The organism is Endozoicomonas arenosclerae (assembly GCF_001562015.1).
GTDB lineage: Bacteria > Pseudomonadota > Gammaproteobacteria > Pseudomonadales > Endozoicomonadaceae > Endozoicomonas_A > Endozoicomonas_A arenosclerae.
The window spans coordinates 1-25,995 of sequence record NZ_LASA01000092.1; the positions used below are offsets into that span (position 1 = coordinate 1).

Consider the following 25,995-nt stretch of genomic DNA (forward strand, 5'->3'; position numbering starts at 1 on the left):
GCCTCGATAAGAATTGATCAGTGGAGACAGGTCGAGCTGGTCAACAACATCCACCACAAAGCGAGCCATATGACCTTCTGGAAGATAATCCTGGATGCTGGCAGGGAAAAGGTCGGGAGTGTTTCGGTCGACCGGTTTGAACTTCCACTTATTCATAGTGCTTTGAGTGTTACTGGTACTGGAATCAGGATTTTACCTGTTTTGCTGGTTAAGTCCGACAGGCTCCTAGTCAACCAGCTCAATGCCCAGGTAGCTCAAGAGTCGTGCCGCTTCATAGCGTGTGAATTTGGCACCCTGAACCCGGTTATTGTTGATATCAATGTCATATTGGCTGGCTTCTGTGAAATCTGAGTTTTCCAGGTTGGTTCGGGCAAAAGTACTTCCAGTAAAATCTGAATAGCAGAACTCCCCATGATTGAGGTCAGTATCGGTAAAGTCAGCATTATGAATCTTGCATTCTCTCAGTCGAATCTCAGCTAAATGAAGCCCGAAAAAACTTGAGTCATTGAGTATGCATTGATCAAAGTGAATAGGGGAGGGGAGTGCCAAAGTGGGCCAGTCCGCTTTAGTCCAGTCAACGCCTACTAGCTTACATTCCTGGAAAGAGACATCATTAAATCGGCAGTATCTGAGCTGAGCCAGGCTTAGATTGCACTTCTGGAAAACGCAGTCGATAAATCGGCACTTCTCAAACGTTGCTTCGCTGAAATCGCAACCTGTGAAAGTACAGTCATCGAACTCAAAATCCTGAAGTTCCTGGTTGGACAGGTTCACTCCATCGAAAGTCTGAGATAGGTACTCGTTTGAATCATGGTTGAACGCTGTCATCTGACTACTCCTGTCTTTCGTACTTTTTCATACGAACTCTTCCAGAAAGTTGACTTTTTTCATACCGCTTTTTTCAGATTCAGTAACTTTTTTGAGATGAGTAGCGTGAAGGTTGGGAGATTTAATTTTCTCTATAAAAAGGCAAATGACGTATGGCTATAGAGAATTGATGTGGAGGGAGAGATAGAAGACCATCTATTAAAAGTCATTGGTTACATATCAGAAAAGTCTGAAAATTCTGTCTCGACACTTCACCGACACTTTTCCGACACCCCTTGATTTTTGAAGGGGGTAGAAATGAAAAAAGGGCAGTAAATCAATGACTTACTGCCCTTTATATTGGTGGAGACGGCGGGAATTGAACCCGCGTCCGCCGATTCTACGCTCTTGGCTCTACATGCTTAGAATCCGTTTTTAAGTTAACGCACAACGACCCAACGGGCAGGGTGAACTACGCGATCCTGAAAAGTTTTAACCAGTCTGCATCAGGCGTACAGCATGGCGATTCTGTTTGCAATTGCGATCAGTACCAGCCAACAGTCAAGCCAGAGTGATCGGGAGCGGGCAGGGTTTAAGCTGCCAGAGCTCCTTGGTAGTTGTCTTCATTAGCAACTAAAAGGTTTGTAGTGTTTTGATTTACGAGAACCACTACGTCCTCGACATGCACCTTAAGTTTCGATACCGTCGTCGAATCCAGATCGTCCCCGGTGAAACTAAGGTGCTATTTATCCAAAAAAAGCATTACAAGTCAAATTGTTATTTGTACTTGGAATAATCGAAAGAAGACAGCTGTCATAGAATAGTGCAGCTGGATCCCCCGGAGGGCATGTCATCTTCAGGCGGTTCCTGATCGTCGTCAGATGATTCGTCTTCGCTTTCTTCTCCTATAAAATAAGGCGCATCGTCTTCTTCAAAATCAATGTCCATAGGTGAGGTGGGTGGCTCTTCAGAGAAACTTCGGGTGGTTTGACTGCCAGAAGATGAAGAGTCGTCATCAATAGTGCTGGGTTGCGAAACTGAATCTGTTTCTTCGGCTGTGATCAACCAGTTATCCTGTTGATCCGGGGTGCCCACTTTGGGGTTAATGCTTCTGGCAAGCAGCAGCAGAGCTTCTTTTTGTTCAGGCAGGAGAAGTTGAGTAGGGCAATCGTCCATTTTCTCAAAGTCGAAATGTTCAGCGCCGGGGTCATAATCGAGAAAGAGCTCTGTACCGGGTTGAATATCTTCATTGGCCAGTGCCGCAACGGCTATACAGTCTTTCAGTGAGGCCGAGGATTTCATGAAGTAGTGCTCTTGGCCCTCTTTCTCTCCTTCAACCACAGACCCGGCTTTTATGTAGGGTTTGGCCCTGACATTGGCAGAAGCTTTGTCGTAGTTAATGAATTTCAGAAGCCCTTCAACATGGATACCGTATTTCAGGCTGATGGGTGGGGCCCCATCCTGTACGAAGTCTTTGGTGATATTTGAAGGCCAGATCAAATGGGTGGCTGAACTGAGCAATTTGACCCGATTGCCCTCCAGGGTAAACATGCAAACATCCTGCCCTGCCACTTCCATGGCATAAACCGCTTTACCCTGAAAACAGCCAATCAGTTCATCCTGCTGGATGCTGCGTTTGGTGAATGCGCCGGTTCCTGCAGCAAGAATTCGACTCTGACGATCTTCTATCCGTTTACTGACCGGGCCAATTTCTTTGCTTTTGGCTTTGATGGCTGGAAAGCCGGTCTGACCGTTGATGATGTATGTACGGGCATGTTTTTTGGGCGAGCGGACTTTTACTTCTTTGCCCTTGGGTGTTTTGCCACTGTTGGCGTGGACAGGGCTGCGCTTTCTTCGGGTGCTTTGGGGGGGCTTATGGTGGTGACCGTTGATCCTTGTCATCAGGCTGCTTCCAGGCTTTTTATTCAGTATGGCAAACCTGCAGGAAGAATGAGGCTGAACAGTCTTGGATGGGCTTTATTAGGAGGGGGGGAGGCTGTGGCAGGTGGAGCCTGCCACATAAAGTGTCAGCCGCGGTGCATAACCCGCTGCTTTTCAATATTCCACTCACGCTCTTTGGTGGCCGCTCGTTTATCGAACTCTTTTTTGCCTCGGGCGAGGGCTACCTGACATTTCACCAGGTGGCCTTTCCAGTAAAGCTTGGTAGCAATACAGGTATTACCTTTCTGCTGGGTTTCCGAGAACAGTTTGGCCAGTTCTCTTCTGTGCAGCAGCAGTTTACGGTCGCGCAGAGGATCTGCCACCACGTGGGTAGATGCTGTATCCAGTGGCGTGATCTGGGCACCAATCAACCAGGCTTCGCCGTCTTTGAGTAATACGTAGCTGTCAACCAGCTGCACTTTACCCATGCGAAGACTTTTGACTTCCCAGCCTGCCAGTGAAAGCCCGGCCTCAAATGACTCATCTATGTGATAGTCATGACGGGCTTTTTTGTTGACGACTATGGATGAGTCGCCCTTACCGCTTTTTTTCGATCTCTTAGCCATGCGGCGGATTATAACGCGGATACACTATAAAACCAGTCGTTGCTTATGTCAGAAATCCATTCTATTGATCTTTGGCGGGTAGGGGTTTTTTCGTATTTATCTGAGGGGTGTTGTTTTTTGGGGGATAAAACTGGCTGGAAAATTTTGTTTGGTGGATATTTCTTTTTTTAGGGTGAATATAGAAAAAAGTGGTTGAGGTGCGAAATCAAACAGATACAATGCTCACCGTCGCCCTTATGGTCCAATGAAAGCTTCATGATTGCTGCTTTTCGTGGTGTGAGTGGGCTGTCATTCCCGCCTCCGGCTGTATGTAATGATTCCCAAAACCAGAAAAGCGTTTACACACAGGTTTGTCTCGTTTTCAAATGTGTGAAGCATCACCCTGTTTCACTCTGGTTGTCGTTTGAGCCTTCTTTTTTCGTGATGAATAGCCTGGGCGGCTGTTGCTCATTTAAGAGAGCGTTACTCAATTAGATTTAGTAGTACGTTATTGAGGAGTCTCATGTCAGGACAAAACCCAACCGCCTCGCGCAAAACCTGGAATAACCGATGGACGTTTATGCTGGCTGCCGCCGGTTCCGCCATTGGTCTGGGTAATATCTGGAAATTCCCTTACATCGCTGGTCAATACGGTGGTGGGGCATTTGTAATGGTCTATCTGCTGTGTATCGCACTGGTAGGTGTACCTCTACTGATGGCAGAGACAGCCATTGGTCGTTCTACCCGCCTGAGTCCTCTGAACGCCATGCGTAAGCTGACCAGTGATGCCGGTGTATTCCGTGGCTGGGAAGTAATTGGCTGGATGGGTATGGTCACCGGCTTTATCATTCTTACTTTCTACAGTGTGGTAGCGGGTTGGGCTCTGTCTTATGCCTGGGATCTTCTCACCGGTGTGTTCGCCGGTATGAATGCTGATCAGGTGGGTGGAGAGTTTGAAGCCCTGACACTGTCCGCGCCAAGGCAGGTGTTCTGGCACACGCTGTTTATGGTGATTACCGTTCTGATCACGGCTCGTGGTGTTCATAAAGGTCTGGAGAAAGGCCTGCAGGTTATGATGCCAACGCTGTTCATTCTGCTGTTTGTGATGCTGGGTTACAGTGTTCTGATGACCGGTGAGTTCATGCGTGGTTTCCACTTCATGTTTGATGTGGACTTCAGCAAGATCACTGGCGAAGCCGTTGTTGCCGCTATGGGTCAGGCATTCTTCACCCTGAGTCTGGGTATGTGTGCCCTGATGGCTTACGGTGCTTACATGCCAGCAAATAATTCTATTCCGCGTACAGCTCTGAACGTTGCTTTCCTGGATACCCTGATGGCTATTGTTTCCGGTCTGATCGTATTCCCGATTGTTTACGCTCACGGTCTGGAGCCTTCTGCAGGTCCTGGTCTCCTGTTCGTATCCCTGACTTCTGCCTTTGCTAACATGCCTGGCGGTGCCATTCTCGGCTTTATGTTCTTTGCCCTGGTAGGTATTGCTGCGCTGAGTTCAGCGATTTCCCTGATCGAGCCTTCTCTGGCATGGGTCACTGAGCGTTTTGGCATTAACCGTGTTCTGGCTACTTTCCTGATCGGTGGTGCTATCTGGTTTGTGGGTCTGGGCTCAGTGTTCTCCTTCAACATCTGGGCAGACGTCAAGTTCTTCGACAAGACCATCTTTGATCTGGCCGGTTACATGACTGACGTATTCCTGCTGCCTCTGGGTGGTGCTCTGACCGCAATCTTTGCTGGCTGGATTCTGAAGCGTTCTGTTATGTCCAATGAGTTGGCCATGAGCGTGGGTATGTTCAATGTATGGCGCTTTGCGGTTCGTATCATTGTGCCAGCTGCAGTGGCTCTGATTCTGTACACTGCGCTGAAGTAATGGCAAAAAGTATTTAAGCCAATTGGATCATAAGGGCCGGATGCATTTGCATCCGGCTTTTTTGTGTCAGAAAGATCGCCTGATAACACCTTCAAGTCTGGTCTGTGCTTCCGGAAGGTCTACTCGCTTTGCCGGGTCTGGATGCAGCATGCCTTTAAGCAGAATGACCATCTCCGGAGAAAAGCGGCCAATATGTTTTTTGAAGAAACGATTGATGCAGCGTTGGTAGTCAATATCGACAGGCTTTTTGGGGATCCTGGTAATGCTGTTAAGCACATCTTCAGGTTTAAATAATTGTTCACCTGTCATGATCTCGGCAAAGCAGGCTGCAAGGCTCCAGGCCGATGATTTTGAGAGATCGACTGAACCTTTGATGCCTAACCATGGTCGGTCAGTGACACAGGATTCAAGCTCTGGGGCGTTATATTGGGGTGTGGTGAGTATCTCAATCGGATCCAGCAGAGCTTTTTCCTCAGGGGCAAACTCACACACGGAACCAAAGTCGGTAAACTTGGGCTTGCCGTTAAGCCAGAGAATGTTTTCAGTTTTGATGTCGCAGTTATAGACCCCCTGAGAGTGCATGTAGCGGGTAGCGTCCATCAATTGTCGACAAACGTGCAGCTTTTCTCTGTCATCCAGATCAGGTAGAAACTTACTCATAGAGCCTTCAGCCACTTCCATATGGATACCTGCATAACTTTCTCTGGCATTGATCAGAGCGAAGTTTTCTTCATGACTTTCTTCGAGGTTGGCGGTTTCTTCACTGATATCAAGCACAGGCTCACTGGTATCGCCTGAGAACCTCCTGATGATGTTTGGATGATTCAGTTTACTCAGCACGCGAGCTTCTTTTTTCATGCGTGCCAGCCGCTGCTCGGGAGTAATGTAAGGGTCTGTTGATTTTTTACGGGCTACTTCTTCTCCCTGAGATTCTCCCAGGTGCACATGACCTTCGCTGCCGGACCCCAGTAACTTTTTAATGAAAAAGAGTTTTAAGGGCTTCATCTCAGTGGGTTCCAACCCTATCAGTCTTATCGCTACATTGACGGGTTTTACCAGCAGGTATTTGTAGAGAGCGCTCAAAACCTGGGTGGAGAGCGTGGGTTTAACGGGATCCTGTTCGCCTGAAGGAGGTGGGCTGTTTACTTGCATGGCTGCGACTCACTGGAGGGGGTCTTCAGTGCGGATTATCGGCCTGCAGACTATGCTCTGTAGCGGCTTCAGCTCCTTCATAGCCGAAAAGCATTAGCTTTAACAATATGTTATGCTCGCTGGCCCTTGTTTTTAATTTTGCAGTGCGTCATGCCTAGAGTCTCCCGTTCAGCCCTGATCATGCAGCCGGTCGAAAAGATGTATCCGCTGGTGGCTGATGTTGAAGGTTATCCTGAGTTTCTGCCCTGGTGTTCTGGGGCCAGAATATTAAAACGGGAAGGGGAGCTGGTTGAAGCGGCTCTCGAGCTGTCCAAGGGTAGTTTGGGGTATGAGTTTTCCACAAGGAACCGAATGGTGGAAAACCAGTCTATTGAAATGTCATTGCTCAAAGGGCCCTTCTCAAAACTGAATGGGGTCTGGACATTCAAGCCACTGGGTGATGAAGGGTGCAAGGTGTCTTTGGAGCTGGACTTCGAGATATCCAATCCTCTTCTGAGAGCCACAGTAGGGGCAGTGTTCAACAAGGCAATGAACAAGATGGTTGACGCCTTCTGTCAGAGAGCGGAGCAGCTTTATGGCTGAAAATAATAATCGATCAGAGTTGGGCGAAGAGCCCCAAGTTACGGTTGAAGTGGCCTATGCTAAACCGGACGATTACCGGATTCTGGCCGTTGAAGTTAAAGAAGGTACATCTGTACTAGATGCTGCCAGACAGTCAGGCATGCAGAGTTTTTTTTCAGAGATTGACTGGGATGCCGTAAAACTCGGTATTTTTGGCAAAGCTGTGATCAGGCCTGCTGAGCAGGTAGTCAGAGAGGGTGACCGGATAGAGATTTACCGGCCACTGATTGCTGATCCGAAAGAAGTACGCAAAAAGCGTGCGGAAAAAGCAAAGCTCAAGAAAGAGGCCGCTGTATCCTGAGATGAGCGGCCTTGTTCAGGAGTCTGAAAGGCTCCTGGGTTTAAGGTGATTCACCTGCACCAGGACGTAAGTCTCCTTCGATAGAAGAAAGCTTGTCGTCCTTGAAGAAGATAGTCAGGGTCTGCTGGGTGCGTTTACCACCACCTGGCTGCATGCTGGAGACATAGTCCCAGCGATCCTTGTTAAAAGCATCCTCCATAAGAGGTGTGCCCATAACATACTGGACCTGATTGCGGGTCATTCCCGGGCGGAGCTGGTCGACCATTTCCTGGGTAATTACATTACCCTGTTGGATGTCGATCTTGTAGACGCCTGGGAAGCTGATGAGTTTTGAGCCGCTGTCTGTAGAACTGGCGCATCCAGCCAGAAGAGCAGCGGCAGTGAGGACAACTGTGGTCAGGGCTGGACGTTTTTGCATCGGTTTCAGACTTCCACTATCTTCTTCGAAAATGAATTTGCGACTTAAAAATGAGATAATAGCAGGGATTACCTGCTAATTGCTAAGGGTTAGGGAAACGTGTTGGAAAATCAAGAGTTGCGCAAAGCGGGTCTGAAGGTCACGCTGCCTCGTGTTAAAATCCTTCAGATTCTGGAAGGCTCACAGGGCCTGCATATGAGCGCAGAGGATGTCTATAAGGCTCTCCTCGAAGCGGAAGAAGATGTCGGTCTGGCTACCGTATACCGGGTTTTGACCCAGTTTGAAGGGGCCGGACTGGTGGTCAGGCACAATTTTGACAGTGGTCACTCTGTTTTTGAGCTGGCCCGTGGCGAACACCATGACCACATGGTCTGTATGGAAAGTGGCGATATCATCGAGTTTATGGATGAAGAGATTGAGCGCCGTCAGAAAGAGATTGCAGAAAAGCATGGTTACGAGATTGTCGATCACAATCTCGTGCTGTATGTGAAACCAAAAGAAAAATCCTGATTTAATCCTTGTTGGAAAAAACACGTCCCCGATAAATGAAGCTGGCCCCAGATGGGCTGGCTTTTTTTATGTCTGATAAGCCCTTTGACATTACTGGCTATACTCTTTCTGATTCGAAGTAGCTGCTTGTGAATCACTCTCTGTATTCATCTTTTCATGCTGCTCATATTTTTGATTCATGAAGTCATTTTCTTATGCGTTGGCCTTCTGGCTGGCTGTTGTTATTTGCCCGGTCGCAGCCAATCTTGAAGCCACAATCACTTATATCGAGCAACGGCTATTGGAAGGAAAAACGGTCGCTATTCTGTATGTGGACATGCAGACTCGTTTTATAAAATATTTTGATGCAGTGGAGTTCTATCGGGTTATACCGGAGCAGGTAGGGTTGCTGAAGAAATTTGTAGGGAATGACAAAGTGCACTTCATAGATGTCAATTATGCCAATGAAGGTCCAACGATTTCTGAGTCGCTTCAGTGGTTGCGGAAGAAGGCTGCCTATAAGCTTTTTCTCAAAGATCATGATGATGCTTTTCATGCTATTCCAGAAGGCGGTGGAAGAGGTGAAGATCAGCAAGTGGCTTCGGAACTGGATGTTTATCTGAAATCCAGGGGTGTGACCGATGTGCATGTTACGGGGTGTTTTGACGGCAATTGTGTTCGCAGATCTGTGAAGGGAGCTTTGGAAAAGGGGTACGATGTATCGGTAGATCGGGAAAGTAATATTTTCCTGCGCACAGACTTTCTCCGGGATTCCTTTATGACGCCCGATGAGTTGGATGAGATTGTTAAGTTGCGTTGGAGTGAATTAACGAGAGACTTTCCCAATCTGCGGATGATTTCAGACTCTCGTAATCGGCCTTGCCATTAAGCCTTAAGCGCTTAGTGCGAGCATCTCTTCGGCATGGGTAAGGGATGATTGAGTCATCTCAACGCCTCCCAGCATGCGGGCTACTTCTTTAACCCGGCGGTCACCCATAAGGCCGGTAATTTCGGTCGAAGTTTTTTCATTGCGGACTCTTTTGCTGACATGCAGGTGCTGATGGCCTTGAGAGGCAACCTGCGGCTGATGGGTGACGCAAAGCACCTGACTTTTTTCTCCCAGCTCTCTCAGCATGGAGCCGACAATTTCAGCGGTTCCACCACCAATACCTACATCTACTTCATCAAACACCATGCTTGGGATGTGAGAAGTCTGGGCAGTTATAACCTGTATCGCCAGGCTGATTCTGGAGAGTTCGCCGCCGGATGCCACTTTGGCCAGGGCTCTTGGAGGTTGGCCAGGGTTGGTGGTGACCAGGAATTCAATATCTTCGGCACCGTGGGGGCACAGAGTAATGTTTTCTACTGCTGTGAGGGAAATGGAGAATTGTCCGTGAGGAAGTCCCAGTAATGACATTCTCTTGGTGACTTGTTTTTCCAGCTTGCTGGCGGAACTGCTTCGCTTCTTGGAAAGCTTTGTGCTTTTTTCCTGGTAATCGTTTTTCAGCTGAATGAGTTGCTGTTGCATATCCTCTGAACGCTCATCGCTGAACTGAATGCTTTCCAGCTCGCTGTTCAGGGTGCTCTGTTTGTCGAGCAGCTCTTCAGGCTGAACCCTGTGTTTTCTGGCAAGGTCGTATATTGCGCTGAGGCGCTCATCGACTTCCTGCATTCTGTTGGGGTCAGCATCAAAGTGATCAATGAAATGATTAATTTCTCCAACGGCTTCTTCTACCTGAATATGGGCAGAAGAAATCATTTCCAGCGTGTTGTTAATGGCCGGATGATCCATTTGCAGGTCGCCCAGACGGTGCATGCACATCGTCAATTGTTGGAGAATGTTGCCCGCTTCGTTATCTGAACAAATGTCGTTTATCTGATGGCAGACAGAGAGAGTGCTTTCGGCATGGGTCAGTTGTCGCAGTTCTTTTTCAAGCTGTTCCAGCTCACCTTCCTGCAGAGACAATTGTTCGAGCTCCTGCAGTTGATAACTGAGCAGCTGGATGCGTTCATCCTGTTCTTTGCGGTTGTTGGTTAGATTCTCCAGTTCCTGATAGGTCTGGTTGTACTGGCTGGCGATACGGCCCACTTCGGAAGCGAGCTTGCGAGTTCCAGCGAAATCATCCAGGAGCAGTCGGTGATTATTTTTCTTAAGCAGCGACTGGCTTTCGTGCTGACCATGGATATCGATCAGCAGTTCACCAATGGAGCGCAAATCGGAAAGAGGAGAAAGTGTTCCGTTGATGTAAGCTCTTGAACGACCTTCTTTGGTAATTACCCTGCGAAGAATGCATTCGTTGTCGCTGGCCAGTTCTTTCTGTTCAAGCCATTCATGGGCAGAGGGGCACTGACTGATGTCGAAGGAGGCGTGTATTTCAGCTTTTTGAGAGCCCTGGCGAACGCAGTGGCTGTCGGTTCTGTCACCAGTAGCCAGGCCGAGAGCATCCAGCATGATCGACTTGCCGGCACCGGTTTCTCCGGTAATGACGGTCATTCCAGACTCTATGTCCAGGTCCAGCTGGTCAACGATGGCAAAGTTGCTGATAGACAGTTGGGTCAGCATGATGAATACCGGCTACTGTAGGTTACTGTTTATATATACAGTAACCTGAAGCGAGAGATTCGTAAAGTCGGAGCTAAAAAAAATCCCCTGATCTCGACCAGATGAGACCAGGGGATCACAAGGATTTGTGTGAGAAAATCAGGCGGTGGCTTTCGGCGCTGCCTTCTCAAATAACTGGTTGATGGCCAGAGCCGCGACGATAACACCCAGTGCCAGCCAGGCTGTGGATGGCAAAACTTCATGATTGATCAGTGCACCCAGCAAAACGCCAATCAAAGGCACCAGATAATTGTTCATGGACGCGAATACAGGCCCGGCCTGAGCGATCAGCGCCATATAAAGGAAGTAAACAACGCCGGCGCACATAACACCCAGGTACAGAATGGAGGTGGTGCTGGCAGAGGTCAGTTCCAGAGTCCATGGAGCCTGAATCAAGCTGGCAACAACCAATAGCTGGACGCAAGAGCAGGTGAGTACATTTCGGGCAACAATGATGGGGTGCTCGTCGTTGATTTTCTTAAGCAGCAGCAGGCCTGTAGCAAAGCACCCGGAAGCAATAACAACAGCCAGTGCACCGAGCAGACTGCTGTGCCCGGTGCCACTGGACAGCTGGGGATAGAACAGCAGGACAAGACCGCAGAAACCAATAACCACGCTGGCCATTCCGGCAGGTGTGATGCGAGAGCCACGAAGCACCAGCGGTGAAAGGACAATGGTGAAGAATGGAATCGTACCCATCAGAATCGCAGTGACAGCGGTATCCAGGTACTGCTGACCCCAGGCGATCAGAACAAAGGGGATGGTGGCTTCCAGCAATGCGATAAAGCTGAAGGTGCTGATGCGGCTGCCACGGCTTTTCATGCCAAAAAGGGTGGTCAGGATGATCAGGGTCAGCGCACCTACGGTGGCTCGGCCCGCTCCAACCCATACCGGCGGAAGGTCGTTGACCGCAGCCTGCTGGAACAGGAACTGTGAGCCCCAGATCAGGCCAATGGCCAGAAGGTAAAAATATTTCTTTATCATGCTGCTTTAGTATAGGTATCGAAATGTGCGGCGAGTTTATGCGGGATGCTTGCCAGTGAAAAACGAAACCTCTTCAACTGTTCTTCGATTTCTTTGAATACAGATGAGTTCCCTGCCTGAAGAAAAAAACTGAACACAAACCTTGAATCCCGGTTTCCCGTCCCTATATACCTTTCATCAAACGATTTGCCTCCCGGTCGGAGATTCTGGAATGACAGTAGAAAACAACAAACCTGAAGAGCAGGTAGAAGAAGCCGCAGCTGAGCAGCAGGCGGAAGATACCCTGTTGAATGAAGAAGGCGGTGTAGAGCTGGACAGCGAAAGTGATCTGACCGACGGCCTTGAGAGTCAGCTTGAAGCACTGAACGACGAGCTGGCCAGAGCAAAAGACCAGACTCTGCGCGCTCAGGCAGAAATGCAGAACATCAAACGTCGTGCTGAGCAGGATGTAGAAAAGGCTCACAAGTTTGCTCTGGAAAAGTTTGTTGATGCCCTGATCCCGGTTGTGGACAGCCTGGAAAAAGGTATTGAAAGTGCCGAACAGGCAGAGGGTGCTCACGAAGCGCTGGTTGAAGGTATGAACCTGACTCTGAAACAGTTCCTGGATGCACTGGGCCGTTTCTCAGTGGAACAGGAAGACCCGAACGGTCAGCCTTTTAACCCTAATTTCCATCAGGCCATGTCCATGGTGCCTAACCCTGATGTGGAAACCAATACCGTTATTGATGTCTTCCAGAAAGGCTACAAGCTTAACGGTCGTCTGATCCGCCCGGCGATGGTGGTGGTTTCCAAGTAAGTCGTTCTGCGGCGAAATGTTTGAAAAAAGAATATTTTGCCGGCCTTGAAATCAGATTGATTGATCCCATATTGATTTCAAAGGCCAAAAAAAGCCGCTCCCCCAGCTTCCGGAAAGCGGCTCTCAGCTAAAGAATTGAAAGAATTTCGCTCTGCATGCAGGGCAACGGAGAGATTAAGCAATGGGTAAAATAATCGGTATTGACCTGGGTACAACTAACTCCTGTGTATCCCTTCTGGACGGTGAAAAAGCCAAGGTTCTGGAAAACGCTGAAGGCGGTCGTACTACTCCTTCCATCATCGCTTTCACTGACGATGGAGAGACTCTGGTAGGTCAGCCAGCCAAGCGTCAGGCTGTTACCAACCCTGACAATACCCTTTTCGCCATCAAGCGTCTGATCGGTCGTCGTTTCAAGGACGACGTTGTCCAGAAAGACATCCAGATGGTTCCATACAAAATTGTTGAAGCCGACAATGGCGACGCCTGGGTTGAAGTTAAGGGTGACAAGAAAGCACCACCTCAGATTTCTGCTGAAATCCTGAAGAAAATGAAGAAGACCGCTGAGGACTACCTGGGCGAGTCTGTGACTGAAGCGGTTGTGACCGTTCCAGCTTACTTCAACGACGCTCAGCGTCAGGCTACCAAAGACGCTGGCCGCATCGCCGGTCTGGACGTTAAGCGTATCATCAACGAGCCAACGGCTGCGGCATTGGCTTACGGTATGGACAAGCGTCAGGGCGATCAGACTATTGCTGTATACGACCTGGGTGGTGGTACTTTCGATATTTCCATCATCGAAATCGCTGACGTAGACGGTGAGCACCAGTTCGAAGTACTGGCCACGAACGGTGATACGTTCCTGGGTGGTGAAGACTTTGACATGCGCATGATTGATTACCTGGCCGATGAGTTCAAGAAAGACCAGGGCATCGATCTGAAAGGTGATCCTCTGGCCATGCAGCGTCTGAAAGAAGCTGCTGAAAAAGCCAAGATTGAGCTGTCTTCTGCCCAGCAGACTGATGTGAACCTGCCTTACATCACTGCAGATGCTACCGGCCCTAAGCACCTTAACGTTAAAGTGACCCGTTCCAAGCTGGAATCTCTGGTTGAAGATCTGGTTCAGCGCTCTCTGGAGCCTTGCCGTATGGCTGTTAAGGACTCCGATCTGGATCTGTCCGAGATCGACGAAGTGATCCTGGTAGGCGGTCAGACCCGTATGCCAATGGTTCAGGAAAAAGTGGCTGAGTTCTTCGGTAAGGAACCACGTAAAGACGTGAACCCTGACGAAGCTGTAGCCATGGGTGCTTCTATCCAGGGTGCGGTACTGGCCGGTGACGTTAAAGACGTTCTGCTGCTGGACGTAACGCCCCTGACTCTGGGTATCGAGACCATGGGTGGTGTTATGACCGCTCTGATCGAGAAGAACACCACTATCCCGACCAAGAAGTCTCAGGTGTTCTCTACCGCCGATGACAACCAGAGTGCAGTAACTATTCACGTTTGTCAGGGTGAGCGTAAGCAGGCTTCTGCTAACAAATCCCTGGGTCGTTTTGATCTGTCCGACATTCCACCTGCACCACGTGGTATGCCTCAGATCGAAGTAAGCTTCGACCTGGATGCCAACGGTATCCTGAACGTGTCTGCTAAAGACAAGGCTACTGGCAAAGAACAGTCCATCGTGATCAAAGCTTCTTCCGGTCTGTCTGACGATGAAATCGATCAGATGGTACAGGACGCTGAAGCCAACGCGGCTGAAGACAAGAAGTTCGAAGAGCTGGCAGCTGCCCGTAACACTGGCGATGGCCTGGTACACGCTACTCGCAAGACTCTGGAAGAAGCCGGCGACAAGGCGACTGAAGAAGAGAAAAATGCGATCAACGAAGCCCTGACTGCTTTGGAAGAAGCGCTGAAGGGTGACGACAAGGATCTGATCGAAGAGAAGTCCAAGGCTCTGTCCGAAGCTTCTTCCGGTCTGGTTCAGAAAATGTACGCTGAAGCCCAGCAGCCTGGCGCTGAAGGTGCTCAGGAAGCTGAATCTTCTTCCGCTGCGGACGACGCTGTAGACGCTGAGTTCGAAGAAGTGAAAGAAGACAAGAAATAAACCCATTCCGCGCTGCGGTATGAGTTGAATAAGCGGCGCGGGAGTTATGCTCCCGCGCTGTTTGTTTGAGGGGCTATCTGAAAGGCGGTGGAGCCTTCCAAATAGTTTCTTTTGTGAAAAGTGATTTTCGTTTTCATTTGAGTCAATGGATTACGGAAGTGGCTTTTCATCCGCTATGGGCATTTGTATTCAATAAATCGGGGCGAATCCCGATGTATGAAGGCGATTTGGATTTTTTCGGTCAGGTGATCTGACGGAACCTGACCACAGGGTGTTACTGATGGCAAAACGTGATTTTTACGAAGTACTGGGCGTAGAAAAGGGGGCCTCTGACAAGGAGATCAAGAAGGCCTATCGCCGTATGGCTATGAAGTATCATCCTGACCGCAACCCTGATGACAAGGATGCGGAAGAGCATTTCAAGGAAGTTAACGAAGCTTTCGAAATCCTGTCCGACGACCAGAAGCGTGCTGCCTACGATCAGTACGGCCATGCCGGTGTAGATCCGAATATGGGTGGCATGGGTGGAGCTGGCGGCTTTGGCGGCGGTGCCGGTGGCTTTGGTGATATTTTTGGTGATGTGTTTGGTGACATCTTCGGAGGCGGTGGTCACGGTCACTCCCGCAGCTCTGTTCAGCGTGGTGCCGATCTGCGCTATCAGTTGGAGCTAAGTCTTGAAGAGGCGGTTAAAGGCACTACCAAAAAAATCAAGATTCCTTCTCTGTTAGGTTGTAATTCCTGCGACGGCTCTGGTGCCAAGAAAGGCACTTCTGCGGTGACCTGTACCACGTGTGGCGGTATGGGTCAGGTGCGCATGCAGCAGGGTTTCTTCTCTGTGCAGCAGACCTGCCCGGATTGTCATGGTACCGGCAAGATGATCAAAGACCCTTGTCGTGAATGTCACGGTGAAGGGCGCGTGCAGGAATACAAAACCCTGTCTGTAAAAATTCCATCAGGTGTTGATACAGGCGATCGTATTCGATTGGCAGGCGAAGGTGAAGCAGGCGTTAATGGTGGCCCAGCCGGTGATCTGTATGTTCAGGTCAGCGTTGCAGACCATCCTATCTTCCAGCGCGATGGCAAACACCTGTACTGTGAAGTGCCCATTACTTTTGTGGATGCTGCACTGGGTGGTGAGCTGGAGGTGCCAACGCTGGATGGCCGCGTGAAACTGAAGATTCCAAAGGAAACTCAAACCGGCAAACTGTTCCGTCTGCGAGATAAAGGTGTAACGCCTGTTCGTGGTGGCGGTCGTGGCGACCTGATGTGTCGTGTAGTGGTTGAAACGCCGGTCCATCTGACTGAGCGTCAGAGAGAGCTTATGAGCGAGTTGAAGGATACCTTCGCTGCAGAAGGTGAAGATCGTCAGTCACCCAAGAAGACATCGTTTTTTGAAGGTGTGAAAAAGTTCTTCGACGATATGGCCTCCTGATCTTCCTCTCTTTAAATTGCCTGCAGTCCTTTCTTATGCTGCAGGTAATTTTCTAATTCCTTGGCTCCCTGTTAGAACCTTAACTATCTTAAAGTGGCTTTTCTGCTCTTGGATGCTTTCCAGCGGGTGGAAGTTTTCTGGCTGTTTCCTGCTTTAAGAAATAATGAAATTACCATCGGTTTTAACTTCTGAGCCCGGCCTGTATGCAGGTATTGCTGCCTCGGTCTTTTTCTATTCTCTCTGCAGCCGCTATTTGACGACGGGCTCTTCAGCCGCCGTCAGTGCCGGACTCTTCTTTCTGCTGTTTGTAGTGATGTTGTGGTCGTCCTTTGGTGTGGTGCGCCATGCCGATGGATTGGCTGTTCAGCTCGGTGAGCCTTATGGCACACTGATTCTGACGCTCTCAGTGATCAGTATTGAAGTCATAATGATATCGGCGGTGATGTTGACCGGGAGTCATAACCCGACACTGGGTCGTGATGTTATGTTCTCTGTACTTATGATTGTGCTGAACGGTCTGGTTGGTTTGTCGTTGCTGCTGGGTGGTATACGACACGTTGAGCAGACTTTTAATTTGCAGGGAGCTAACTCTTTTCTGGGGATTCTGATTCCTCTTTCAGTGCTGGGCTTGATCCTTCCCAACTTTACAGAATCAACCCGGGCAGGCACTTTCTCCCTCGAACAAATAGTTTTCCTGGTCGTGATGAATGTGGTCCTTTATCTGGCATTTCTGGGAATGCAGACCATGCGGCATAGAAGCTATTTTGTCTGTGAACATGATGATGCTGATCATGGTACTGAGAAGGTGTTCTCTGTTCCGGCTCATGTGCTTCTTCTGGTTTTTTACATGATTCCGATCGTTCTGCTGTCTAAAAAGCTGGCGGTGATTGTGGATTATGGGATTTCAGAGCTGGGGGCTCCAGCGGATCTTGGCGGGTTGATTGTAGCTATTCTGGTGCTCTCTCCTGAAGGTATGGCGGCTATCAAAGCGGCCAGAGTGAACAATCTTCAGCGATCCATCAATATTTGTCTGGGTTCTGCGTTGGCCACGATCGGGATGACAATACCGGCTGTTTTGCTCATTGGAATACTGATATCAAAAACGATCGTCTTGGGTCTGAATAATGTGGAAGCGCTCTTGCTGGTGCTGACGCTTCTTGTTTCCATGGTCAACTTTTCATCCGGTAAGAGTAACCTGTTTCAGGGTGTGACCCATCTGACACTTTTCTTCTGTTTTATCATCCTCATTTTTGATTGAACCTTTCACAGGAAAACTTTTTCTTGAGTGATTCATTTGTGAACTACTTTTTTAGGTCATAAATTAATAAATCTAATGAGATATTTATGGCGGTTCGCATCTTATTTGCGTTGGGCTCAATTCTCTTCTTTACCGGATTTCTCTCTTCTTCAGTCAATGCAGGTCTATTGCAGGAAGGATTAATGTGGGGAGGTGCTCCAAAAACCTTCCCCCAGGATCGCGGTATTCCTACTCTCTTCTCTTCAAGCCTGAGTCCAAATGATTTGATACTCCAGTACTCAACTCATGGTTCTGTAGTCGTTGAAAAACAAGGGTTAACTTGTGGGCAGGAACTGTGTAATTCCTCGGATAGGCTTTGCCAAAGCAAATGTGTCAGGAGAAGTGGAGTAGCTGAAGAAGAGTGGGGTCACGACGAAGAATTTCATTCGGAGGGTGAGATTATTCGCCCGGATGAATTTCTTCGACTGAATAACAGGGAATTCTTCGTGGAGATTAATGATCAGGATGTAAGAGTGTTTGAGCTGGATGAATCTGTAGAGGCGTCTGATCATTTACCGGATGGTGAGGCTTTGTATCTTGTTCACCCTGTATCCGGGCGACAATCAAGAATCCTCAGGGTGGACTCGGATGATGTTTGGCAGGATGAGGATTATTCGGTCAGCCTTTATGCATCACTCTCGGGTACTTATTGGGTGTACCGGGACGCTGAAGGCGTGCTCTGGGTGTTCAGGCGATTAGGTGGTCAGCTGGTAAAGGTGAGGCTGGACTTTGCTCTGGCAGCAGAAAGTTTTGAAAGGGCGTTCGAGAACTATCAGCGATGGAAGAGGGTGGGCGGTAAGCCCGTTGATCCGGCTTATGCTTCAGTAAAACCTCGACAGGTCCCCCCAAAAAGGAAGCAGGGGCAGGCAGGTGGTCTGAAAAAAAAGCCAAAAGTAGAAGAGCAAAGTCATTCTTCAGAGGGAAGTGATGGTCAACACAGTGTTGTGCTTGAGGTGGATGATAAAAGGACTCGAGTGGCTTCTGATAAGTTGAAAGCCTCAAAGGAGTCTATGAAGCAGGTGGTCAGGGCTACCCGTAAGAAGAAAGACAGGGTGGCGGAAGAAGGGGGGAGATTTGGTATTCCGGCCTTTATTGTGCATCTGGATCAGGTTGAGAGAGTTGGCGTTAGTGAACAGGAGGAACTGGAAAAGAAGTACAGGGAGGCTAAGAAAAAGAAGCAGAAAGAGGCTGAGGGTCTCAGAAAAAAATGGCTTTGGAGTAAGGTTGCCTGGCGTATTTTTGAGACGGGGGATTGGGATGGTTTCATTATGAAGCTTTATCAGTTGCCACAGAAGTCACTCAGACTGATCTCTGGGTTGGATGCCAGTGTCATAATAAGATGGAAGGAGCTGGCAGCCATCAAACCGTCCGATGAAGCAGTCTTTGCTGATTTGGAAAAGAATCAAGTCACGGATGTGTTGGTCAATAAGTTATTGGCACTTTGGGTCGAAGAGGTTCTGTCTGCAAAGATGGTTAAACCCGACTGGGAAAAGGTGCTGTCCATTGAGGTTGTTGATGGGCCTGGTTTGGAAGAAGAGGGTTTTGAAGATCATGAGGAGCCAGAGGCAACAAGTTCTCCTGTGATTGAGGTATCAGCTGGAGAAAAGCAGAAGAGAAAAAGAAAAGCGGATCAGGAGGGTGGCGTTAAAAAGCGCAAGCGGTATGAGCTTGAGACAGGGCCTGAGGGAGCGGGGCGGGATTTTGGAGGTTATCGTATTTATGGTCTCACCCGATCCAGTGTTCCCAGTTTTGTAGCGGTTACAGTGTGTGATAACTGTGGTGGTGAAAAAGTGGAATCTCTACACGAGGTGAAAGTTCCTCCATCCAGAAATGCCGGTCTGATGGTTGATCATGCTACCCAGACTCAAACCTCACCATCTGCTTCGTCTGCTTCGAATGATGATGGGGGGCAGATTAGTGTTCAGGAGCTGGTTGGTTTGATGACTCATTTCCAGCAGCAGGTCGTACAGACGGGAGCGGACTGGAGGGCTCCCTTTGTTGATCATCTTCAGGCACATTTGCTTGCTGTTCTGACAAAAAGAGTTGGCGATGCCACAAAAAAATGGATTAAAAAGTCGGAACCAAAGAAGTAATAGGCTCAGTACTTTCTTAAGTGGGATAGGTGTGATGCTTGTGATATCGGGTCTTGCCCGATTCTGGAGTGAAGGTTTTAAGTATTTCCTGCTAGAAATATCTTGTTCGTTCAAAAATATTGTGTTTAAATGCGAAAAATTTGCATTAGATTTGTTGAGGCAGTCGGCGTGCCCCTAGCGTTCCTGATAAAAGTCGGATAAAAAGCGAGATGGTGATTCATTTTACCTCTCGCTTTTTTTGAGCGCGTCCGAAGGAAAAAAGGTGTACATAAGTGCTGATTGTCTCGCAAACTGGCGTGAGAATCGCCTGACCAGGTTATCCCTTGTAAACCGGGTCGGGAACAGGTCGAAGTGTGGGAGGAATCATTGACTAAGTCAGCCGTACTGGCTCTGGAAGACGGAAGTCTTTTTCGGGGCATTGCCATTGGATCCGACGGAGAAACCAGTGGTGAGGTCGTTTTCAATACAGCCATGACAGGCTATCAGGAAATACTCACCGACCCTTCTTATTCCCGTCAAATCGTTACTCTCACCTATCCCCATATTGGTAATACCGGCATTACTCCTATAGACGAAGAGTCTACTGAAATTCATTCTGCCGGCCTTGTTATCCGTGATCTCCCTCTCCTTGCCAGCAACTGGCGTAACAAAATGCCACTCGATGAGTACCTTCGTACAAACAACATCGTTGCCATTGCTGATATTGATACCCGTCGTCTGACTCGAATCCTGCGAGAGAAAGGGGCTCAGAATGGCTGCATCATGGTAGCCGATGAAAACGGTCAGATTGATGAAGCGGCAGCTCTGGAAAAAGCACGTGCTTTCCCGGGTCTGAAAGGAATGGATCTGGCAAAAGAAGTCACCGTTAAGGAATCTTACGAGTGGAAAGAAGGTGTCTGGGCGCTTGAGACTGATGAGCATCAGTCTGTCGAAGAGCAACCTTTCCATATTGTGGCTTATGACTTTGGTGTGAAGCGCAACATTCTCAGAATGTTGGCTCAGCGTGGATGTCGTCTAACGGTTGTGCCTGCCGAAACGCCTGCTGAAGAAGTGCTGGCCATGAACCCGGACGGTGTTTTCCTGTCTAACGGCCCTGGCGATCCAGAGCCCTGCGTTTATGCGATCAAGGCGATTCAGGACATTCTGGAAACCCGTATTCCGGTTTTCGGTATCTGTCTGGGTCATCAGCTTCTGGGTCTGGCCAGTGGTGCCACCACCATGAAAATGAAGTTTGGTCACCACGGCGCCAACCATCCGGTTCAGGATCTGGACTCCGGTGTGGTCATGATTACCAGTCAGAACCACGGTTTTGCTGTTTCTGAAGAAGGTCTGCCGGGGCATATCCGGGTTACTCACAAGTCTCTGTTTGATGGCAGTCTTCAGGGTATTGAGCTGACAGATCGACCCGCTTTCAGTTTCCAGGGGCACCCGGAAGCCAGCCCGGGTCCACACGATGTGGCGGTGCTGTTTGACCGGTTTATCAGCATGCTGGAAGAGCATACAGCGGCTTCCGAATAAAGAATACACAGTGCAGACTCAACAGGTTTCGAAGGCATTTAACGCCTTCGAAACCTGAGACAAGTTACGAGAGCAACATGCCGAAACGTACAGATATTGAAAGCATCCTGATCCTGGGTGCGGGTCCCATCATCATCGGTCAGGCCTGTGAATTTGATTATTCAGGAGCCCAGGCCTGTAAAGCCCTGAAAGAAGAGGGCTACCGTGTCATTCTGGTGAATTCCAATCCGGCCACCATTATGACCGACCCGTCCATGGCGGATGCCACCTACATTGAGCCCATTCGTTGGGAAACCGTAGAAAAGATTATTGAGAAAGAGCGCCCTGACGCCGTACTGCCGACCATGGGTGGTCAGACAGCGTTGAACTGTGCTCTGGATCTGCACCATAAAGGCGTGCTGGAAAAGTACGACGTGCAGATGATCGGTGCCAGCCGCGAAGCGATCGACAAGGCTGAAGACCGTGAAATGTTCGACACGGCCATGAAGAATATTGGTCTTGAAACGCCTTCTTCCGGTATTGCTCACAGCATGGAAGAAGCTCAGGCGGTTCTGGATCAAGTGGGTTTCCCGTGCATCATTCGTCCTTCCTTCACTATGGGTGGTTCCGGTGGTGGTATCGCTTATAACAAGGATGAGTTTGAAGAGATCTGCAAGCGAGGTCTGGATCTGTCGCCTACCAACGAACTGTTGATCGACGAATCCCTGATCGGCTGGAAAGAATATGAGATGGAAGTGGTGCGTGACCGCAAGGACAACTGCATCATTGTCTGCTCCATTGAAAATTTCGACCCAATGGGTGTTCACACCGGTGACTCCATTACCGTAGCGCCTTCGCAAACGCTGACTGATAAAGAGTATCAGATCATGCGTAACGCTTCTGTTGCCGTACTGCGTGAGATTGGTGTAGAAACCGGTGGTTCCAATGTGCAGTTTGGTATCTGCCCGGACACAGGCCGTATGGTCGTGATCGAAATGAACCCTCGTGTATCCCGTTCTTCTGCTTTGGCCTCCAAGGCCACAGGTTTTCCGATTGCCAAAGTAGCGGCCAAGCTGGCGGTGGGTTACACCCTGGATGAGCTGCGCAACGAAATTACCGGTGGTGTGGTTCCGGCTTCTTTCGAGCCGACCATTGACTACGTAGTGACCAAGATTCCACGTTTTGCCTTCGAAAAATTCCCACAGGCTGATGACCGTTTGACCACGCAGATGAAATCTGTGGGTGAGGTCATGGCCATTGGTCGTACATTCCAGGAATCCATGCAGAAAGCGCTACGTGGTCTGGAAACCGGTGCGACTGGTTTCAACCCAATGCTGGATCCTGCTGCTGAAGGCGCTATCGACAAGATCAAGGCTCAGCTGGTTGTTCCCAAAGCTGATCGCCCTTACTACGTGGCAGACGCTTTCCGTGCAGGCATGACTCGTGAGCAGGTGTTTGACAGCTGCATGATTGATCACTGGTTCCTGGTTCAGATTGAAGACATCGTTCTTGAAGAGCAGAAGCTGGCAGGTAAAGGTTTGGCAGCTCTGGATGCCGGAACTCTGTTCCGCCTCAAGCGCAAAGGCTTCAGTGATGCTCGTCTGGCAGAGGTTCTTGAAGTTTCCGAAACGGAAGTTCGCAACCATCGTCGTGGTCTGGGTATCAAGCCGGTATTCAAACGCGTAGACACCTGTGCGGCAGAATTTTCTTCCACGACAGCTTACATGTATTCCACTTATGAGGAAGAGTGTGAGTCAGCACCTTCTGATAACGAAAAGATTATGGTGATCGGTGGTGGTCCAAACCGTATCGGCCAGGGTATCGAATTCGATTACTGTTGTGTGCATGCGGCCATGGCTGCCCGTGAAGACGGTTACGAAACCATTATGGTGAACTGTAACCCGGAAACGGTTTCTACCGATTATGACACTTCTGACCGACTGTATTTTGAGCCGGTTACTCTGGAAGATGTTCTGGCGATTATTGATGTCGAGAAGCCGAAAGGCGTTATCGTACACTACGGTGGTCAGACACCTCTGAAGCTGGCTCGTGAACTGGAAGCCGAAGGCGTTCCTATCATTGGTACCAGCCCAGACGCTATTGACCAGGCTGAAGACCGTGAGCGCTTCCAGGGAATGATTCAGAAGTTGGGTCTGCTTCAGCCCGCTAACGCCACTGTTCGCAGTGCTGAAGAAGCTGTAGCCAAGGCAACCGAGATTGGTTACCCGCTGGTGGTTCGTCCTTCCTATGTGTTGGGTGGCCGTGCAATGGAAATCGTTGCCGGTGAAGAAGAGCTGCAGAAATACATGAAGGAAGCCGTACAGGTTTCCAACGACAGCCCGGTTCTGCTGGACCTGTTCCTGAACCGTGCGGTTGAAGTGGATGTTGATGCGGTTTGCGACGGTGAGCGTGTAGTGATTGGCGCCATCATGCAGCACATTGAACAGGCCGGTATTCACTCCGGTGACTCTGGCTGTTCACTGCCTCCTTACAGTCTGAGCCCGCGTATTCAGGATCAGATCCGTGAGCAGGTGAAAGCCATGGCCATGGAGCTGGGTGTTGTCGGTCTGATGAACGTTCAGATGGCGCTGCAGGACGGCGAACTTTATGTGATCGAGGTGAACCCTCGTGCTTCCCGTACCGTGCCTTTCGTCTCCAAGTGTATTGGTCACTCCCTGGCCAAGATTGCTGCACGTGTGATGATGGGCAAGACTCTGGAAGAGTTGGAGTTCACCAAAGAAATCGTACCTCCTTACTACTGTGTGAAAGAGGCTATCTTCCCATTTAATAAATTCCCGGGTGTGGATCCGATTCTCGGCCCTGAGATGAAATCTACCGGTGAAGTGATGGGGGTAGGTGCTTCCTTCCCTGAAGCTTATTACAAGGCTCAGCTGGCAGAAAACATGGCATTGCCTGAAGGTGGCCGTGTCATCATCAGTGTTCGTGACCAGGATAAGCCAATGGTGCCGGGTATTGCCCGTCTGCTGATGGATACCGGTTTCGAGCTGATGGCTACCGGTGGTACTGCTCAGGTTATTGAAGATGCTGGTCTGCCAGTGACACGGGTCAAAAAGGTGATGGAAGGTCGACCAAATATGGTGGACAGCATCGTCAATGGTGATATAGCCTTTGTGGTCAACACAACCGAAGGTCGCCAGGCCATAGCGGACTCCTATACAATCCGCCGATCTTCCCTGACCAAAAAGGTTCTCTACACCACCACTATGGCGGGTGCAGAAGCTATTGCCCGTGCCATTGCTTTTGGCTCGGAGAAAACAGTCAGAAGACTTCAGGATTTACACGAAGGTAAGACTGGATGAATCGATTTCCGATGACAGTAGAGGGCGAAAAAGCCCTCCGTGAAGAGTTGACTCAACTGAAAACCGTTGATCGACCACGTATTTCCCAGGCTATTGCTGAAGCCCGGGAGCTGGGGGACTTGAAAGAAAACGCTGAATATCACGCTGCCCGTGAACAGCAGAGTTTTGCTGAAGGTCGTATTAATGATATTGAGGGCAAACTCTCCAATGCCCAGGTGATTGATATCACTTCAATTAACAAGACCGGTAAGGTGATCTTTGGCACTACCGTCGTTCTGGTTAATCTGGATACCGATGATGAGGTAGAGTACAAGATCGTGGGTGATGACGAAGCTGACATCAAACACAACAAGATCTCTGTGAACTCTCCCATTGCCCGTGCCCTGGTGGGTAAGGAAGAAGGTGATGTGGTTGTTGTGAACACGCCTTCCGGCAATGTTGAATACGAAGTGGATGAGGTGAAACACATCTAATCCACTTGATTCTCTGCATGGGTCGCAATGACCTGTGCAGAGGCATTACCTTCCTGTCCCCTTTCTTTTACTACCCGTTGGCGGATTACTCCTTTCCCTGACGCTTTGACCTGCGTACTTTTCCGCTATAACTCTGGCTTCCCTGAGCAACTGCTGATCTTCGGCATCTTCATAACGTAAACGGTGTTCATCGATCAGTGAGAGAGCGCTGTTCGTTCGGGCTGAATATTTGATGGCGTTTCTGGATTGTTGGTTGAGGAATGCGGACTCGAGGTTCTTGGCGTTGGCTATAGCTAAACCCACGGCTCCTCTACTAAAGTATTTTGAAGCTGCGCATGATTTCTCAGAGGTTCCCTGCACCTTTGAATAGGAAGATAGGTGGAAGCAGTGTTGTGCTGAAACACTCCAGCGATTCTTATCGGTTGCCTTGGTATAGCCAGCCAGAACCATAAAGTGAGAAGCGGCTTCATTCAGGTTGCCTCTGCGGAGCATGGTGTGGCCAATTTCCAGGTGAAGCTGCAAGAGTTGTTGCTTGTAGCTCTCCGAATTCTTTTGGCTCTCATAGCGTCTATAGGCATCTTTTAGAAGTGTTTCAATCGCTTTGAGGTTGCTTTCATGTCCGGCCTCATCAAGCTCGTCTGACCTGAATGCTTCCAACCTTCCCTGATGGATTCTTAAGGAGGGGTACTCCTCACGAGTTCTGGCTTTGCTTTGCACAGGAGCGGTTTCACGAGGGCTTGCAGAGCTCTCTGTCGTAGTTGGCTCAATTTGATGAGGGCGTGAAATGGGTGGCGGAGGTTGTCGTTCTTCCTTTGAAGTCAGAAGGTTTAAAACGCTTTGGGACCCCCAGGCAATGCCAATACTGAAAGGTGAATCGTATGTGAGAAAGGCAGATGCAGGTACGTCCTTTGACGCTTCTGTGGTCTGTACTGATACTTCGGGAGTGGTCTTTTCTACCTTTCTTTCGGGAGAGTCAGGTAAACATTGATCTTTCTTTTGTGCAGGGGTGAGAACGGCTGCGTAACTGGTTTTCTCAGCACTTTTGCCAAAGGCACTGGTGTTTTGGCCGTTTTGCGCTTCTCTTACATAGTCTGGAACCATGTAGAAAGAGCCACTTTGTGTTTTTCCATCCTTAGGTACTGATGCCATTCTTCTAACTTCCTGTCGTGCATGGGATTTTTGTGTTTAGACAGCTTGCAGAAAAATAGGTTCCCTGGTTAGCGAAGGGCTCCCTCCCTTCTGGC

General features: G+C 49.3%; 21 protein-coding genes and 1 other RNA gene. 13 read left to right on the forward strand and 9 right to left on the reverse strand.

Going from position 1 to position 25,995, the window contains the following annotated elements:
• Positions 1 to 225 precede the first annotated feature (225 nt).
• From WG89_RS14820 to smpB, 4 genes are all read right to left on the reverse strand, one after another.
• Positions 226 to 828, reverse strand: coding sequence for a pentapeptide repeat-containing protein (locus tag WG89_RS14820; protein WP_062267470.1), 603 nt, complete (start codon positions 826 to 828; stop codon positions 226 to 228).
• Between the two features lie 340 nt (positions 829 to 1,168).
• Positions 1,169 to 1,534: a transfer-messenger RNA gene (gene ssrA, locus WG89_RS14825) on the reverse strand.
• An 86-nt stretch (positions 1,535 to 1,620) separates the two neighbouring features.
• Positions 1,621 to 2,709 carry an SET domain-containing protein gene (locus WG89_RS14830; RefSeq protein ID WP_062267472.1) on the reverse strand — a complete coding sequence of 363 codons (1,089 nt, stop codon included), beginning with the start codon at positions 2,707 to 2,709 and terminating at the stop codon, positions 1,621 to 1,623.
• 125 nt (positions 2,710 to 2,834) lie between these two features.
• Complete coding sequence (gene smpB, locus WG89_RS14835; RefSeq protein WP_062267474.1) at positions 2,835 to 3,314, reverse strand: SsrA-binding protein SmpB; 480 nt, start codon at positions 3,312 to 3,314, stop codon at positions 2,835 to 2,837.
• A 502-nt stretch (positions 3,315 to 3,816) separates the two neighbouring features.
• Between smpB and WG89_RS14840 the strand changes: the two genes are divergently transcribed.
• The gene (locus tag WG89_RS14840; RefSeq protein WP_062267476.1) at positions 3,817 to 5,175 is read left to right on the forward strand and encodes a sodium-dependent transporter; all 1,359 of its coding nucleotides are present in this window, start codon (positions 3,817 to 3,819) and stop codon (positions 5,173 to 5,175) included.
• A 66-nt stretch (positions 5,176 to 5,241) separates the two neighbouring features.
• Here the strand turns inward: WG89_RS14840 and WG89_RS14845 are convergent, their stop codons facing one another.
• Positions 5,242 to 6,327 carry a protein kinase domain-containing protein gene (locus tag WG89_RS14845; protein WP_062267478.1) on the reverse strand — a complete coding sequence of 362 codons (1,086 nt, stop codon included), beginning with the start codon at positions 6,325 to 6,327 and terminating at the stop codon, positions 5,242 to 5,244.
• 150 nt (positions 6,328 to 6,477) lie between these two features.
• Between WG89_RS14845 and WG89_RS14850 the strand changes: the two genes are divergently transcribed.
• A complete protein-coding gene (locus WG89_RS14850; RefSeq protein WP_062267480.1) occupies positions 6,478 to 6,909 on the forward strand; it encodes a type II toxin-antitoxin system RatA family toxin in 432 nt (143 codons plus the stop codon).
• Positions 6,902 to 7,249, forward strand: coding sequence for an RnfH family protein (locus tag WG89_RS14855; protein ID WP_062267482.1), 348 nt, complete (start codon positions 6,902 to 6,904; stop codon positions 7,247 to 7,249). The genes WG89_RS14850 and WG89_RS14855 overlap by 8 nt, the downstream gene beginning before the upstream one ends.
• 40 nt (positions 7,250 to 7,289) lie before the next feature.
• Here WG89_RS14855 and WG89_RS14860 read toward each other — a convergent pair whose 3' ends face one another.
• Complete coding sequence (locus WG89_RS14860; protein ID WP_062267484.1) at positions 7,290 to 7,667, reverse strand: outer membrane protein assembly factor BamE; 378 nt, start codon at positions 7,665 to 7,667, stop codon at positions 7,290 to 7,292.
• Between the two features lie 102 nt (positions 7,668 to 7,769).
• Between WG89_RS14860 and fur the strand changes: the two genes are divergently transcribed.
• A complete protein-coding gene (gene fur / locus WG89_RS14865; protein WP_216638494.1) occupies positions 7,770 to 8,177 on the forward strand; it encodes a ferric iron uptake transcriptional regulator in 408 nt (135 codons plus the stop codon).
• Between the two features lie 178 nt (positions 8,178 to 8,355).
• Positions 8,356 to 9,045, forward strand: coding sequence for an isochorismatase family protein (locus WG89_RS14870; RefSeq protein WP_062267488.1), 690 nt, complete (start codon positions 8,356 to 8,358; stop codon positions 9,043 to 9,045).
• A 3-nt stretch (positions 9,046 to 9,048) separates the two neighbouring features.
• Here WG89_RS14870 and recN read toward each other — a convergent pair whose 3' ends face one another.
• Both recN and WG89_RS14880 read right to left on the reverse strand, forming a co-directional pair.
• On the reverse strand, positions 9,049 to 10,719 hold the full coding sequence (gene recN / locus WG89_RS14875) for a DNA repair protein RecN (RefSeq protein ID WP_062267490.1): 1,671 nt from the start codon (positions 10,717 to 10,719) through the stop codon (positions 9,049 to 9,051).
• A 138-nt stretch (positions 10,720 to 10,857) separates the two neighbouring features.
• Positions 10,858 to 11,742: a DMT family transporter gene (locus tag WG89_RS14880; protein ID WP_062267492.1), complete on the reverse strand. Its 885-nt coding sequence runs from the start codon at positions 11,740 to 11,742 to the stop codon at positions 10,858 to 10,860.
• Positions 11,743 to 11,953: 211 nt separating this feature from the next.
• Here WG89_RS14880 and grpE point away from each other — a divergent pair, with 211 nt between their 5' ends.
• The 8 genes from grpE (at position 11,954) to greA (ending at position 24,751) form a co-directional block, all read left to right on the forward strand.
• Entirely contained in the window at positions 11,954 to 12,538 is a 585-nt protein-coding gene (grpE, locus tag WG89_RS14885) for a nucleotide exchange factor GrpE (RefSeq protein ID WP_062267495.1), read from the forward strand.
• A 181-nt stretch (positions 12,539 to 12,719) separates the two neighbouring features.
• Positions 12,720 to 14,639 (forward strand): molecular chaperone DnaK, encoded by a 1,920-nt coding sequence (gene dnaK, locus WG89_RS14890; protein WP_062267496.1) that lies wholly within the window; start codon positions 12,720 to 12,722, stop codon positions 14,637 to 14,639.
• A 280-nt stretch (positions 14,640 to 14,919) separates the two neighbouring features.
• On the forward strand, positions 14,920 to 16,071 hold the full coding sequence (gene dnaJ, locus WG89_RS14895; RefSeq protein WP_062267498.1) for a molecular chaperone DnaJ: 1,152 nt from the start codon (positions 14,920 to 14,922) through the stop codon (positions 16,069 to 16,071).
• Positions 16,072 to 16,234: 163 nt separating this feature from the next.
• Positions 16,235 to 17,329 (forward strand): calcium:cation antiporter, encoded by a 1,095-nt coding sequence (locus tag WG89_RS14900; protein WP_062267500.1) that lies wholly within the window; start codon positions 16,235 to 16,237, stop codon positions 17,327 to 17,329.
• Positions 17,330 to 17,415: 86 nt separating this feature from the next.
• On the forward strand, positions 17,416 to 19,461 hold the full coding sequence (locus tag WG89_RS14905) for a hypothetical protein (RefSeq protein WP_153301612.1): 2,046 nt from the start codon (positions 17,416 to 17,418) through the stop codon (positions 19,459 to 19,461).
• A gap of 366 nt (positions 19,462 to 19,827) precedes the next feature.
• Entirely contained in the window at positions 19,828 to 20,979 is a 1,152-nt protein-coding gene (carA, locus tag WG89_RS14910) for a glutamine-hydrolyzing carbamoyl-phosphate synthase small subunit (protein ID WP_062267522.1), read from the forward strand.
• A gap of 77 nt (positions 20,980 to 21,056) precedes the next feature.
• A complete protein-coding gene (carB, locus tag WG89_RS14915) occupies positions 21,057 to 24,278 on the forward strand; it encodes a carbamoyl-phosphate synthase large subunit (protein WP_062267504.1) in 3,222 nt (1,073 codons plus the stop codon).
• Entirely contained in the window at positions 24,275 to 24,751 is a 477-nt protein-coding gene (gene greA / locus WG89_RS14920; RefSeq protein ID WP_062267506.1) for a transcription elongation factor GreA, read from the forward strand. The genes carB and greA overlap by 4 nt, the downstream gene beginning before the upstream one ends.
• A gap of 45 nt (positions 24,752 to 24,796) precedes the next feature.
• Here the strand turns inward: greA and WG89_RS14925 are convergent, their stop codons facing one another.
• Entirely contained in the window at positions 24,797 to 25,900 is a 1,104-nt protein-coding gene (locus WG89_RS14925; RefSeq protein ID WP_062267508.1) for a hypothetical protein, read from the reverse strand.
• Positions 25,901 to 25,995 lie beyond the last annotated feature (95 nt).